This is a genomic window from Sulfuricella sp. T08, assembly GCF_000971475.1.
Taxonomy (GTDB): Bacteria; Pseudomonadota; Gammaproteobacteria; order Burkholderiales; family Sulfuricellaceae; genus Sulfuricella.
The window spans coordinates 24,355-38,537 of sequence record NZ_DF967526.1; the positions used below are offsets into that span (position 1 = coordinate 24,355).

Below are 14,183 nucleotides of genomic sequence, written 5' to 3' on the forward strand. Positions count from 1 at the left end.
GCACGTGTCGCGCCCTTTTCTGCTGATCCTGTTTCTGATCCTGACGCCGCTTAGTCTGCTGGCTGGCGTCGCCTTCGGCAGCGTCGACCTGTCCCTGGGTGAGGTGATGTGCGCGCTTGCCGGCAAGGAAGCCGGGCTGGCGACGGATATCGTGTGGCAGCTGCGCCTGCCGCGCGTGGCCAGTGCTTTCGCCTGCGGCGGCTCGCTGGCCTTGGCCGGTGCGCTGTTGCAGGCGTTGCTGCGCAATCCCCTGGCCGATCCTTACGTCCTGGGCATTTCCGGCGGATCTGCTGTGGCGGCTCTGGTGGCGATGCTGTTTGGCCTGGCAGCTGCGGCGGTAAACTTTGCCGCTCTCGGCGGGGCGCTGGCCGCGGTCGGACTGGTATTCGCCCTGGGCTTTGGCCGCGGCGGGAATATGCAGCGCCTGCTGCTGACCGGTGTGGTGCTGTCGGCCGGATTCGGCGCGCTGATCAGCCTGCTGCTCACCCTGGCGCCGGGGGCACAGGTGCGCGGCATGCTGTTCTGGCTGATGGGTGACCTTTCCCAGGCGCAGGCTCCGGGCCTGGCCTGGGGCGTACTGGTAGCGGCGCTGGCGCTTGCCTGGTGGCAGGCAAATAGCCTGGACATCCTCGGCCTTGGCGAACTCAAGGCCAAGTCACTGGGTGTGGCGGTGCGGCCGTTGCAGTTAGGTATATATTTTACCGCCTCCGCCGCCACTGCGGCGGTGGTGGTTGAGGCCGGAGCGATCGGCTTCGTCGGCCTGATCGTGCCGCACTTCGTTCGCCTGCTTGGCGTCAGCGGCCATCGCTGGCTGTTGCCGCTGGCCGTGCTGGCCGGCGGCAGCTTCCTGACCCTGGCCGATACCTTGGCGCGCACGGCCATTGCACCGCAACAGCTGCCGGTGGGGGTGCTCACCGCTCTGCTCGGCGTACCGTTGCTGCTGTTTCTGCTGACGCGGAGAACCTGATGCTGCGCGCCGAAGGCTTGAACCTGTCTGTCCCCGGCAAAGTCCTGTGCCGCGACCTGAATATCGTGATTAAACCCGGCGAATGCTGGGGTATTCTGGGGCGCAACGGCAGCGGCAAGACCACCCTGCTGCACGCCTTGAGCGGGCTGCGTGCACCCGATGCCGGCCTGGTTTCGTGGGACGGCAAACCTCTGCCGGATTATCCGCGCCGCGAACTGGCCCGGCAGATCGGTGTGCTCCCCCAGGACGAAGGCCACGAATTCTGGGGGACGGCGCTGGAATACGTGCTGCTCGGCCGTTATCCCCACAGTCGCGGTTTTGGCATCACGGACGGCGACGAGGAAGCCGCGCTGGCAGCGCTGCAACAGGTGGGCATGGCCGATATGGCGCATCGAACGCTGATTACCCTTTCTGGCGGCGAGCGGCAACGCGTGCGGATCGCCATGTTGCTGGCCCAGGCACCTCAGCATTATTGCCTCGACGAGCCCCTGCAGCATCTCGATCTGGGCCACCAGGCAGAGGCATTGCGACTGCTGCAGCGGCTTGCCGTCGAAGAGGGCAAGGCGGTGCTGATGGTGCTGCACGAGACTCTGTGGGCCGGGCGTTATTGCGATCACATCCTGATGTTGTATGATGAGGGAAGAGTGTTGGCCGGCAGCGCTGCCGAGCTGATGACGCTAAAAAATCTGGAGGAGCTCTACCGGTGCGGATTGCGGGAAATCGAGACGGAGGTCGGCAGTTATTTTCTGCCTGCATGAGGTTAGTCGTCTGCAGCCTGTTTGCTGCATCGTTCGTCGCACATGCCGACCGTTTGCCCCAGCAGGCGGTGGATACCGCTGAAATTCCCGAGATTGTCATTTCCGCTGCGGACGCCGACAGCAAGCCCCTGCCTTATTACCGCATTGCTCCGGACGTGTATTTCCTCTACGCCAATATTGCCGAGGTCGATGGCAAGAACCGCGGTTTCAACGGCAACGCCGGCTTCGTCGTGACCGACGAGGGGGTAGTGGTGATCGACAGCCTGGGAACGCCCAAGCTGGGTCGGCGGCTGATTGCCACGGTGCGCAAGGTGACAGACAAGCCGATCAGGTATTTGATCCTCACCCACAACCATCCCGACCATTCCTACGGTGCGGTGGCTTTCCGGCAACTTCCCGGCATCAAGATCGTCGGCCACGTGGGCACGCTGGAATATCTTGGTTCAGACAATCTGCCGGCTTCGGTCGCTTTCCGCCGCCGTATCCTTGCCGCGGACATGAAGGGATTCAAGGGCGTGGAGCCCGACATCCTGGTGGGCGGCGAGATCTATAGCCACTACGATTTCACTTTGGGCGGCAAAACCTTCGCCGTGTATAATGCCGACCACCACCATTCGTTCGGCGATCTCGTGGTGCACCAGGCAGAAGACCGGATTCTTTGGATTTCCGACCTTGCTTTCAACAATCGTTCCACTTTCATGGGTGATGGACATTCAGGTGCCGCCCTGGAGGCGATAGACTGGCTGCGGAGGACTTTCCCGGATACCCGGCTGATGATTCCGGGCCATGGCAGCGCCCAGACACCGCCGTTCCCGATGGTGGAAAAGACTTACAGCTACATCAAGCGACTGCGCGATGAAATGCGTGCCGCCGTGGAGGCGGGGCAGGATCTCGAAAGTGCGGTGCGCCTGTCCGATTTTGCGGATTGGCACGCAACTCCGCTCTACCATGAGAACCATAAAAAAAATGCCAATTTCATTTACCGCGAGATGGAACAAGAAGTTTATTTCGGCAAATAAATTAAGGGTGAGGCGTGAGGGGGAAAGTCATTAAGAGTGTCCCTTCACTTTACTTTAAACCCTTGGCGCCCACTCTTAGCCACCCAGAGACTACATAAAGAATGATCCGTAAACTTATCAACCGCGTTTTCCAGAAAAAATCACCAAAAAACGGTGAGCCACGCATCTTCAAACTGAAATCCCACGGCATCACCGCCGACCAGCTCACCCCGTGCGCGCTGAAGACGGTGAAGACGCTGCAGCAGGCGGGTTTCAAGGCCTTCGTCGTGGGTGGCGCGGTGCGCGACCTGCTGCTGGGCAGGGAACCCAAGGATTTCGACGTGGCCACCGATGCCGATCCGGATGAGGTGCGCAATCTGTTCCGGCGTTCCCGCATCATCGGGCGGCGCTTCCGCATCGTCCATGTGATGTGCGGCGCCGAAACCATCGAGGTATCCACCTTCCGCACCGTCGCCGTTGCCACCAACAACGATCGTGATGACCGCCAGACCGACCAGGAAAGCGGCCGTATTCTGCGCGACAACGTATTTGGCTCCCAGGTGGAAGACGCGATGCGTCGCGATTTCACGATCAACGCGCTGTATTACGACCCGGTCAGCCAGGAAATCTGGGATTACCACAATGGCGTGGCCGACCTCAAGGCCGGGGTGATGCGCATCATCGGTGACCCGGCTCAGCGCTACCGCGAGGACCCGGTGCGGATGCTGCGCGCCGTGCGCTTTGCTGCCAAGCTCGGGCTGAAACTGGATCCGGCGGCGATCAAACCGATCCGGGAACTGGCCGATCTGCTGGAGGATGTCCCCGCGGCGCGGCTGTTCGACGAAATGCTCAAACTGCTTTTTTCCGGCCATGCGGTACAAAGCATCCTGCTGCTGCGCAAGAAGGGCTTGCACCATGGCTTGCTGCCGATGCTCGACGTGATCCTGGAACAGCCGATGGGCGAGCGTTTCGTCATGTTGGCGCTGGCTAAGACCGACCAGCGCATTCTGGATGGGAAGCCGATTTCTCCCGCCTACCTGTTCGCGGCCCTGCTCTGGCACGAAGTACTGGCTGCCTGGCAGCAATCCCAGGCCGAAGGGGAAAAGCCGGTTCCGGCACTGTATCTGGCGATGGACGTGGTTTTAGCGGCGCAGAGCGAGAAACTGGCGATTCCCCATCGCTACGATGCGGTGATGAAGGAAATCTGGACGATGCAGCCGCGCTTCCTCCAGCGTGCAGGCCAGCGTCCGTTCCGCCTGCTCGAGCATCCGCGCTTCCGCGCTGCCTTCGATTTTCTGATGATGCGTTGCGAAAGTGGCGAGGTCGATGCCGAAGTTGGCCGCTGGTGGGAAGATTTTCAGGATGCCGGCGACCACGAACGTGGTCAGATGCTGATCAAGGACGAAGCCCCCGCTGCCAAGAAACGACGGCGCCGCCGCAAGCCCAAGGCTGCCGGGGAGGCGGGAGAAGCATCAATCGCTGAGTCGCAGGACTGAGTTTATGTTGCCCCCGCTTTTCAAGCGCGCCTTCATCGGCCTCGGCAGCAACCTGTCCGATCCTGGCGCGCATATCCTCAAGGCTTTCGCTGAGCTCGGTAATCTGCCGCAAACCCGGCTGCTATCGTGTTCCTCGCTCTATCGCAGCGAGCCGGTGGGCTATGCCGATCAGCCAGACTTCATCAATGCCGTGGCCGAGATAGCAACCGCTCTGGCGCCGCATGCGTTGCTCGAAGTGCTGCTCGACATGGAGCATCGCCACGGGCGTGTGCGCGAGTTCCGTAATGCACCGCGCATCCTCGACCTGGATATCCTGCTCTACGACGACCTTACCTGCCACGAGCACGGTCTGACCTTACCTCATCCGCGTATGCATGAGCGCGCCTTCGTGCTCCAGCCTTTGCATGAAATCGCGCCAAGTCGCATCATAGGCGGGCATGGGTCAGTGGGCGAGTGTCTGGAAAAATGCGCCGGCCAGCGGGTGGAACGGATGGAGGAATAAGCCAGGATGCTGTTCGAAAAATATCATTATGTAGTGATTGCCGGGCCGATCGGGGTTGGCAAGACCAGCTTGGCACGGCTCCTTTCAGAGCGTTTCCAATCTGAGTTAATGCTCGAGAATGCGGACGCCAATCCTTTTCTGCCTCGCTTCTATAAGGATGCGGAGCGCTATGCTCTGCCTACCCAACTGTCTTTCCTGCTGCAGCGCGCATCCCAGGTTCAGGAGCTGAAGCGGATGGAGTCGTTTGGCCGTGCTGCCGTGGCCGACTTCATGCTGGATAAGGACTTGTTGTTTGCAAAACTCAATCTGAGCGAAGAAGAATATCATCTGTACCGGCAGATTTACGACAACTTGCAGCCGCAGACACCAAGGCCCGATCTGGTGATCTACCTGCAGGTGCCGCCGGAAGTGCTGGCCGAGCGTGTTCGACGCCGTGGGGTGGAGTACGAAAGCACGGTCACGATTGAGTATCTGACGCGGGTAGCGGATAGCTACAGTGAGCATTTCTATCATTACGAAGCTTCGCCGCTGCTGATCGTCAACAGCGAGAACCTCAATTACGTCGACCAATCGCAGGATTTAGAGCTATTGATCGAGCGTGTCGGCCAAATGCGCGGCGGCCGCGAGTTCTTCAACAGAGCGGGGTAGCCGATGAGAGTTACCTTGAGCAATTTGCAGAAGATGGCCGGCAGCGGCGAGAAAATCACTGTGCTTACCTGCTACGATGCGAGCTTCGCCACCCTGCTGGAAAATGCGGGCGTGGAAGTGCTGCTGGTCGGCGATTCGCTCGGCATGGTGGTGCAGGGTGAGGAAACCACCCTGCCGGTGAGCATGGACGACATGGTTTACCATACCCACTGCGTCGCGCACGGCGCGAAGAAAGATTTTATCGTCGCCGATATGCCCTTCGGCAGCTACCAGCAAGGCCCGGCCCAAGCCATGCGCAATGCCGCGAAACTGATGGCGGCGGGCGCACAGATGGTCAAGCTGGAAGGCGGCGCGGTGATGGCGAAGACGGTGGCTTTTCTGGTTGAGCGCGGTATTCCGGTTTGCGGCCATGTCGGCCTCACGCCCCAGTCCGTGCACCAGCTCGGCGGCTACAAGGTGCAGGGTAAAGGCGACGCGGCTGCGCAGAAGCTGATCGAGGACGCGCTGGCATTGCAACAAGCAGGCGCCGGCCTGCTGGTGCTGGAAGCGATTCCGGCGGCGCTGGCACGGCAGGTGACGCAGCAACTCGCCATTCCCACCATCGGCATCGGCGCCGGGCCGGATTGCTCCGGCCAGGTGCTGGTGCTGTACGATCTGCTCGGCATTTATCCCGGCAAGCCACCGAAATTCGTCCGGAATTTTTTGACCGGTGCTCCGAGTATCCCGGTCGCCGTCGCGGACTATGTCAAGGCGGTGAAGGATGGCTCGTTCCCTGCGCTGGAACATTGTTTTTGATTTTTCACTGCAGAGGACGCGGAGGACGCAGAGGAAAACCTCAAAGCCAACCACTCGAATAGCCGCTACAGCTTGTTTGAGCTGGACTCAAGAAGCAGCCCCCATCTTGAAGGTTTTGATTTCCTCTGCGTCCTCCGCGTCCTCTGCGGTTAACGCTTTTTTGTGATCATTCATGCAGATTATCTCAACCACCCAGGCATTGCGCGACCGGCTGAAAACCGAGCCGTCCGTCGCTTTCGTTCCTACCATGGGCAACCTGCACCAAGGCCATCTGGCTCTGATCCGGCAGGCGCGCGAGCAGGGTCGCTGTGTGGTGGTGAGCATCTTCGTCAATCCTTTGCAGTTCGGCCCGAACGAGGATTTCGCCAATTATCCGCGCACCTTCGAGCAGGACTGCGCCAAGCTGGCCGGCTTGGCCGATGTGGTATTCGCACCGATGGTCGCGGATCTATATCCCGAGCCGCAGCAGGTGTTCATCGATCTGCCGCCTGTTGCCGCCGAACTGTGCGGCACATTTCGACCCGGCCATTTTCGCGGCGTGGCGACGGTGGTGCTGAAGCTGTTCAATATCGTCCAGCCGCAGGCAGCGGTGTTCGGCAAGAAGGATTACCAGCAGTTGCACGTGATTCGCGCCATGGTGCGGCAGCTCAATCTGCCGGTGGAGATCGTGGCGGGGGAAACCCTGCGTGCCGGGGACAACCTCGCCCTCAGCTCGCGCAACGCCTATCTCACTGCGGAAGATCGCACCGAGGCGGTGCGGCTGTACTGGAACCTTGCATTAATCCGGGAGTCTATTATTGCGGGTAACAGCGATTTTTCGGCTCTGGAATGCGCAGCCATTGCCGACCTGGAAGCTCACGGCTGGCGTGTCGACTATGTTTCGGTGCGGGCCGCCGAATCCCTGGCGCCGGCGAAAATCGGCGAAATGAATCTGGTGGTGCTGGCGGCGGCATGGCTGGGCAAGACCCGATTGATCGATAACCTGGAAATTTGTCTCAATGCGGACAAAGGCTTATAATACGCGTCCTTTTGTTCCCCACTCGTTGAGTGAGCCACAATGCAAAGATTGATGCTCAAATCCAAGCTGCACCGTGTCACCGTCACGCATTCCGAACTGCATTACGAAGGTTCGTGCGCGATTGACGAAAATTTGCTGGAAGCCGCGGACATCCGCGAATACCAGCAGATCGACATCTACAACGTGAGCAATGGCGAGCGTTTCACCACTTATGCCATCAAGGCGCAACGCGGCTCGGGCATTATTTCCGTGAACGGCGCAGCGGCGCACAAGGCGAATCCCGGCGATCTCATCATTATCGCCACCTATGCCATGTACAACGAGCTGGAACTGCAGAAATTCCAGCCCGAGCTGGTGTATGTGGATGCCGACAACCGCATCGTCGACAAGCGGCGGCAGATTCCGGTGCAGGCGGCATAACCGGTGCCAGACAGAAATACGAAAGGGCAGCTGAGGCTGCCCTTTGTTTGTGTGGAAGTGGCCGTGATCACCGGCCACAAAATCCTGCAAAGTATGGTATTATGAACCATAATGAAAGCGGTTCAACTTTTTCGCCGGATATTAAAGCAGGGCGACATTCATATTGAGATGGTTGTTTGGGCATTACCCAAAGTTACTTCGGATAGGCCGCATGGCCTCAAATACCGCCTCTACTGCGGCCACTTGGGTAAGTGTGTTGTTCGCTACGACAATGAGACCGGCAAGGGTGACCACCGGCACTATGGCGAGAAGGAAGATGCTTATCTTTTCGTGAGTCTGCCTGAACTGATCGAGGATTTTAAGAACGACTGCGCCCGCCTAGCGGGCTGGAGGTGGGAAGAATGAATAAGGTAGAAATTGTCATTACTACGCCGGAGCAAGCTGTTCGAGACTTGGCTGCCATCTGGCAGAAGGCCGAACGGGGCGAGAGCATTACTCCGTCCATCGGTTTCGGTTCCCCTTCTGAGTTGTTTGCTGCCATTACCGACAAGCGGCTGGAACTATTGCGCTACGTCGCGCAGCACGAAGGTCTCAACATGCACCGGCTAGCCAAGGAGATTGGACGGGACTACAAGAACGTCCATACCGATGTTAAAGCGCTGGAAGGGCTGGGACTGCTTGAACGCGACAGCGGAAAGCTTATTGCACCGTTCGATGAAATAGATATCAAGGTCGATCTCAAAAAAGCCGCCTGAGGGCGCGGGCTTCTGGGCTTCTTTTGGTACTGCTTGGATATGTTAAGTGGGGGAGCCGGAACGAAATAGCAGCCTGACATCGGCCATGGGCTTAGATATGAAAATATTATCTTGGCAAGATGCCCCCAAATATGCCCCCAGCTTCGTTACCCTATCTCCACTCATTTCACTAGACAGATTTACCTCTACCCAACCTCAATGAGGCGTTGGGTCACCTCTCACTCCCACAGCATTACTTGAACTTCCTGCCGCTGCCACAGGGGCAGAGTTTATTGCGGCCTCCTTTGGTTTATGCCCCACCACCCCGAGGCTCATAGGCTTGTTATTTGCCACCCTGAAGCGATTGTTGCCACAGTTTGAGGGGTAAGGGTTATCTAACACACGCCGCGCCGTTGGCGTCATACGAGCGATTGTTGCCACAGTTTGAGGGGTAAGGGTTATCCGCCACCATTGAGCCTAGACACTGCGTAATACGCCGCAGCACATAGGCTGCCAAAACTAACAATGCTAAAAATTGTTTGGCGCTTAATTTGAGATTTCCCGCCAAATGAATGGGCCAATATCATGGCGACAAAAGCTCCGGCAACCATGATGACAGCGAAGCTTATTACGGCTGATGTTAGATGCTCTACAGTTTTAGTAACTACGGGTGGAAGCATATTATTCCCTGACATTCAAAATAGTCGGCCCGCTTGGCTTTTCAAGCAGGTCCGGTAGCCGGGTTAGATGCTTTTTGCTCACCCAAACGTTCTTTTGACCGCGCAACGGCCTCGGCAGAGAAAGCTGACGGGTGGCTAACGCTATGTTTGATTTCAGAGTGACCCACTTACGGGTGCCACTTGGGACGAATCGTCAAGTTGGCTATCGTGTAATACGTCCTTGAAAAAGTTGGTAATACTTTCATTAAAGGCGAAGTAAGGGTTGCGTGCCATTTCAGGGTTTAGCTGTAAAAGTACTGCCGATAGAGAAGCTAAGTCACTAATTGCTTTGCTTACGCGGGTCTTGTCTGGTGTTCCGTGGACTGCTGCGTTGGTCTCATCAATCACTAGCCCCAACTCCTTTCTCAATTGCTTCCAGCGTTCAGCCTTACCGGTTTCTTGGTCAGGGATTGCTTGATCGATATAAGCTAGGAGTCGGTTTTTGAATTCGTTCCTTGTTACGTCCATACCCTTATACATTTCTTTTTGGGGTGGAAACAGAACGTCAGAAAGTTGCTCTATGTAGCGCCTTGCCGATACGCCTACCTGCGCAAAGTCCTCCTCGTGAGTCGCCATTTCTAATGCCCGAGCAACTGCGCCTAGCGTACTAAATAAGCGGGGGCTCAAGTCTTCGAGGATTAAAACAAGCTCATCAGCTCCATCATCCCCATCAGGTAAAATTTTGGAAATCATCTTGCGAAAGACTTCGACACGAGAAAAATGATCAGGGGTATCGTAGTCATCAAAAATCGTTCCATGCGCTCCTTTGTCTTCCCATTCGACATCAGTAAGCCCTAGAGCCTTGAGTTCGTCTGGTTCACTTTCATCTTTTCCGTCCTCTTCACCCATCGAATAGAAAATGCGGCAAGACTTTCCCTTAATTCGATATTTTCCGATAAGCGAGTTTCGGTATAGAACCAAATGGGCTGCGTTAGTTAGATCGACGCCGTGCATTCCTAAATAGCCACCATCCGTTAATAGGGCCGCATGAAGTTGCCGTGCAGTGGTTTCGTCGATATTTTGGATAACCCATGCAAAGACCGTTGACTTGAGATAAGTCTCTCTTAGCTTTGTACTCAACAGTAGTTGCCAAGGGTGTGAAAAATAAGTGTGTTCGGCGATTCCTTCGTAATCGGTCTTGGACTTGGCATGTGAATAGATGAGAACATCACCAATCTTGACCTTCACGTGACGCCCACTGTTTTGAATAATGGCGGTTGAGAGAATTTTGTCGCGAATCGCCCAGCCATAAGCCACCCCATATTGCGGGTGGTCTGCGTTAAATAAAACGGCTATCCGCATCTTTTCTGCTCCCCCTTCGGGCGCTCTAATGAGAAGTTAGAAACAGCGATCACAGCATGGTGTCCTGCACTAAACGCAGACCCCGAATTACTTCCACGACCTGCACTACTTCGTAATCAGTATGGACGATCTCGTTATCGTAGCCGTAAGAGGCTTCCTCGCGAAGAACCACGCGCAATGAGTCTCCGGGAAACACCGGATCATGATTGTTCTGGAAACGGTTGAGCCATTCGCCATCAATGACTTTTGCCTCAATCAGGTGGCCTCCGTATTTGAATACCCATTTGGAGCTGCCAAGATAATCGGGCTTTTTGACTTTCAAAATGCGTTCGCCCTTAGATGCGATAGTTTCGCGGGTAATCAACTCTCGCACTACGTCGTCAGGCACGGTAAGCTCTGGGTTGAATTCAGAGGATCCAAGGGGTGACTTGAAGGTCGCGACATCATTATTTTCAAGGTACTCCAGAGCGCCTTTGACCGAGTTTATATCGGAGAGTAGGGTGGCAGTCTCAAGTGAAGCATACGCAGGAAGCACCTTAATATCAGATTGTTCTGCGAGAGCATGAATATCAGCTTCAAGCTGTTTTATTTCCCCGCGATCCTTGATGCTGTTGCGCTCACTGCACCAATCAAGAATCTTATGTTTTGCCTTGAATAGAAAATGCCCGATGACCTTCTTCACGTCTCCAGCCTTGACGGCTTCGTCGGGTATTTCCTCGATAATCGTCTTTAACTTGGCTTTGAGAGAAGCTGCTTCGACATCCTGTAATACAAGGGCCGTTCTGACGTTCGCACCAATAATCAACGCGAGATGAGAATCCAAGAGCTGCGTGGACTCAATTAGCCCTGCCATTGCGCGAAACACTCTGGTGGGGTCACCAGCTCCACGCTCAAACTCAATTCTGATTTCGATAAGATCGGAAGATTCGTCGGCCATATGAGAATTAAGTTTCTACAGTTATTGGCCGGACACCCCGTCCGGGCTTTTTGATATGTACTGATACGCATAATGCCATTGTATTTTGCTGATATGCAATGGTTTTATTTGCCAGCTATCTGTATATCTTCACCCAAAGTGCTGACAGGTGAATGTCTGTTACGAAGCTGTCAGTGCTTCGCTTCTCCTACAACGTGCTGACACCCATTAAAGCGGCACTCCACCTTCCCCACGCCCACGCAATGCCTCATACAGCTGCGCTGGCCCAAGCAGCACATCCTTCAAGCCATCCCGAACACGCTCTGAATCCAGAGCCTGCTTGCTCATCGTGCCGTGTGCTGCCAGCGCGTCCATAATCGCGTTCATAATCCCCTTGGCGAGGTCGGGTGAGTCAGCGAATTGCTGCTTGGTGCTGTTGGTAGCTTGCTGCACCAGAATGTCGGATTCCATAAGCTTGTTCTTCAGCACGTTATTCACGTACACCAGCTTGTCATCGTCGGTCAGCTCCCCCTGGAACAGGTCATTCACCTTGGCGATAATTTCAGCGAGATAGGCTTTCTGTTTCTGCTGCACCATGCCGCTGCCTGCTTCACCCAATGGGTCGAGCTTGGGATACTCGTCGCCCTCGCCCAGCGGCAAAGTGCGCTTGCCCAGATTCTTCAGGTGGTGGTGGGTGAGTATCACCTTGGATAAATCAATCTCGTCGCGTTCCCGTCCGAACTCCAGCAAGGGCAGCAGTCGTTTAAAGAACCAGTAGCGTTTTTCAATATCAGTATTGCCGTAGTCGAATATCTGCGACAGGAAAGCATAGAGACGCTGGTATGCGCCTATATCCGCCTTGAACAGCACCAGCGCATTAAGCTCGTTCTGCGCCTCTTCCACTGCCTTGGCATCATTACGCGCCTTGGCTGTCTTCAGCACCTCCTTGGCGGTCTTGTAGCGTTGCAGGATGCGCGATGCCACCGGCTCCAGTGCCGCAGCAAGGTCGCTTTGCTTGGCATGGGGGTTCAGCTCCACTGTCACCACACGCTCCACCTCGAAGTCGTCATAGAAGCCTGCTGCATCCAGTTTGCTGCGTAAGTCGTACACCAAGTGCGGGTCGGTGACATTGGAAAGCGTGGCCGTGTCGTAATAAGCCTTGAATGCGGTCAACACCTCATCGGCATCGTTCACGAAATCCACCACGTAGGTCGTATCCTTGCCGGGGTAGGCACGGTTCAGGCGTGACAGGGTTTGTACCGCCTGTATGCCTGCCAGCCTTTTGTCCACATACATGCCGCACAGCAGGGGCTGGTCGAAGCCGGTCTGAAATTTGTTGGCGACTAGCAGGATTTGATATTCCTCGGTGGCAAAGGCTACACGCATGTCGCGGCTTTTGAGATTCGGGTTCATGGCTTGGCTGGTTTCGCTAAACGCATCCGGCCCCGACTCCTTGTCGTTCACCTCACCGGAGAACGCCACCAGTGTGCCGATCTTGTAGCCTTGGGAGTGGATATAGTTTTCCATCGCCAGCTTCCAGCGCACCGCCTCCAGCCGACTGCTCACCACCACCATCGCTTTGGCATGGCCGTTCAGCAGCGGGGCAACAGTTTCGCGGAAATGCTCAATCACCACCTGCACCTTCTGGCTGATATTGTACGGATGCAGCTTTACCCAGCGCATGATGCCTTTTAGTGCCGCGCTACGCTCTACTTCAGCGTCATCCATTTCCTTGCCGTTGTGTGCCAGCTTGAAGGCGGTCTTGTAGGGCGTGTAGTTCTCCAGCACGTCCAGAATGAAGCCTTCCTCAATCGCCTGACGCATTCCATACACATGGAACGGCGCGGGAAGATTATCGGCACTGGCAGGCAGGTCAGGATTTGGGCGGCGACCAAACAGCTCCAGCGTCTTGGCCTTGGGCGTGGCAGTGAAAGCGACATAGGTAATGCCGCTCTCGGCGGAACGCGCCACCATTTGCGCTGCAAGTATGTCCTCGGTGGAGACTTCGCCGCCGTCGTTCAATTCCTGCAACTCTTCCGGGCTCAACACCTGCTTGAGCTTGGCTGCTGCTTCGCCGGTCTGGGAGGAGTGAGCTTCATCGGCAATCACTGCAAAGCGTTTGCCCTGTGCAGCTGCCAAGTCCTGCACCGCTTTCAGTGCAAAGGGGAAGGTCTGGATGGTACACACCACGATCTTCTTGCCGCCGGAGAGGGCCTTTGCCAGATCAGCACTTTTGCTTGCCCCCTCGCCGGTGATTGTCGCCACCACGCCGGAGGTGCGTTCAAAGTCGAATATCGCTTCCTGCAACTGAGCGTCCAGCACGTTCCGGTCAGACACCACCAGTACGGTATCGAACATCTTCTTGTGCTCGACATCGTGCAGGTCGGCGAGGAAGTGTGCCGACCACGCAATCGAGTTGGTCTTGCCTGAGCCTGCCGAATGTTGAATCAGGTATTTGCCGCCAGCCCCTTCCGCCAGTACCGTGCTCAGCAGCTTGCGGGTTGCGTCCAGTTGGTGAAAGCGGGGGAAGATGATTTTCTGAATCTGTTTTTTAGTGTCGCGCTTGGCAACCAGATAGCGCCCCAGAATTTCCAGCCAGCTATCCCGCGCCCAAACGGTTTTCCACAGGTAGGCGGTGCGGTGTCCGCCACCACCGCTCCCCTCGCCCGCTTGCGGGAGAGGGGCTGGGGGAGAGGGAGGGTTCCCCGCAGCACCATTATCGCCACGATTGAAGGGCAGGAAGGTGGTATGTGCACCCTCCAGCTTGGTGGTCATGCGTACTTCTCTATTACTCACGGCGAAATGCACCAGTGCGCCGTTAGGGAAGCCCTGAACAAGTCATCATTCAGGACCTCGAATTAAACATATTGCGGCATCAGGCTTTTTTCCACCGGAATTAGCCTGAAACAG

General features: G+C 56.4%; 14 protein-coding genes and 1 pseudogene. 11 read left to right on the top strand and 4 right to left on the bottom strand.

Features of this window, described 5'->3' with window-relative positions:
• Positions 1–4: 4 nt before the first annotated feature.
• From SCT_RS03475 to SCT_RS03525, 11 genes are all read left to right on the top strand, one after another.
• The gene (locus SCT_RS03475; protein ID WP_059419102.1) at positions 5–967 is read left to right on the top strand and encodes an iron ABC transporter permease; all 963 of its coding nucleotides are present in this window, start codon (positions 5–7) and stop codon (positions 965–967) included.
• Positions 967–1,725: an ABC transporter ATP-binding protein gene (locus SCT_RS03480; RefSeq protein WP_059419104.1), complete on the top strand. Its 759-nt coding sequence runs from the start codon at positions 967–969 to the stop codon at positions 1,723–1,725. The genes SCT_RS03475 and SCT_RS03480 overlap by 1 nt, the downstream gene beginning before the upstream one ends.
• Positions 1,722–2,744, top strand: coding sequence for an MBL fold metallo-hydrolase (locus tag SCT_RS03485; RefSeq protein WP_059419106.1), 1,023 nt, complete (start codon positions 1,722–1,724; stop codon positions 2,742–2,744). The genes SCT_RS03480 and SCT_RS03485 overlap by 4 nt, the downstream gene beginning before the upstream one ends.
• 101 nt (positions 2,745–2,845) lie before the next feature.
• Positions 2,846–4,219 (top strand): polynucleotide adenylyltransferase PcnB, encoded by a 1,374-nt coding sequence (gene pcnB, locus SCT_RS03490; protein ID WP_059419108.1) that lies wholly within the window; start codon positions 2,846–2,848, stop codon positions 4,217–4,219.
• A gap of 4 nt (positions 4,220–4,223) precedes the next feature.
• Positions 4,224–4,721 carry a 2-amino-4-hydroxy-6-hydroxymethyldihydropteridine diphosphokinase gene (gene folK / locus SCT_RS03495; protein ID WP_059419110.1) on the top strand — a complete coding sequence of 166 codons (498 nt, stop codon included), beginning with the start codon at positions 4,224–4,226 and terminating at the stop codon, positions 4,719–4,721.
• A 6-nt stretch (positions 4,722–4,727) separates the two neighbouring features.
• On the top strand, positions 4,728–5,369 hold the full coding sequence (locus SCT_RS03500) for a deoxynucleoside kinase (protein WP_059419114.1): 642 nt from the start codon (positions 4,728–4,730) through the stop codon (positions 5,367–5,369).
• 3 nt (positions 5,370–5,372) lie between these two features.
• Positions 5,373–6,164 carry a 3-methyl-2-oxobutanoate hydroxymethyltransferase gene (panB, locus tag SCT_RS03505; RefSeq protein WP_059419118.1) on the top strand — a complete coding sequence of 264 codons (792 nt, stop codon included), beginning with the start codon at positions 5,373–5,375 and terminating at the stop codon, positions 6,162–6,164.
• 172 nt (positions 6,165–6,336) lie between these two features.
• A complete protein-coding gene (panC, locus tag SCT_RS03510) occupies positions 6,337–7,182 on the top strand; it encodes a pantoate--beta-alanine ligase (protein WP_059419120.1) in 846 nt (281 codons plus the stop codon).
• Between the two features lie 39 nt (positions 7,183–7,221).
• A complete protein-coding gene (gene panD / locus SCT_RS03515) occupies positions 7,222–7,602 on the top strand; it encodes an aspartate 1-decarboxylase (protein WP_059419122.1) in 381 nt (126 codons plus the stop codon).
• Between the two features lie 111 nt (positions 7,603–7,713).
• Positions 7,714–8,007 (top strand): DUF6516 family protein, encoded by a 294-nt coding sequence (locus SCT_RS03520; RefSeq protein ID WP_059419124.1) that lies wholly within the window; start codon positions 7,714–7,716, stop codon positions 8,005–8,007.
• Complete coding sequence (locus SCT_RS03525) at positions 8,004–8,357, top strand: hypothetical protein (protein WP_059419126.1); 354 nt, start codon at positions 8,004–8,006, stop codon at positions 8,355–8,357. The genes SCT_RS03520 and SCT_RS03525 overlap by 4 nt, the downstream gene beginning before the upstream one ends.
• A 232-nt stretch (positions 8,358–8,589) precedes the next feature.
• Here SCT_RS03525 and SCT_RS17890 read toward each other — a convergent pair.
• The 4 genes and pseudogenes from SCT_RS17890 to SCT_RS03540 all read right to left on the bottom strand — a co-directional run.
• Positions 8,590–8,634 (bottom strand): annotated as a pseudogene (locus tag SCT_RS17890) (SEC-C metal-binding domain-containing protein); the annotation flags it as partial.
• Positions 8,635–9,169: 535 nt separating this feature from the next.
• The gene (locus SCT_RS03530; RefSeq protein ID WP_059419127.1) at positions 9,170–10,357 is read right to left on the bottom strand and encodes a hypothetical protein; all 1,188 of its coding nucleotides are present in this window, start codon (positions 10,355–10,357) and stop codon (positions 9,170–9,172) included.
• A gap of 49 nt (positions 10,358–10,406) precedes the next feature.
• Positions 10,407–11,294, bottom strand: a complete 888-nt coding sequence (locus SCT_RS03535) for a hypothetical protein (protein WP_059419132.1) — start codon at positions 11,292–11,294, stop codon at positions 10,407–10,409.
• A gap of 207 nt (positions 11,295–11,501) precedes the next feature.
• Complete coding sequence (locus SCT_RS03540) at positions 11,502–14,069, bottom strand: type I restriction endonuclease subunit R (protein ID WP_202812109.1); 2,568 nt, start codon at positions 14,067–14,069, stop codon at positions 11,502–11,504.
• Positions 14,070–14,183 lie beyond the last annotated feature (114 nt).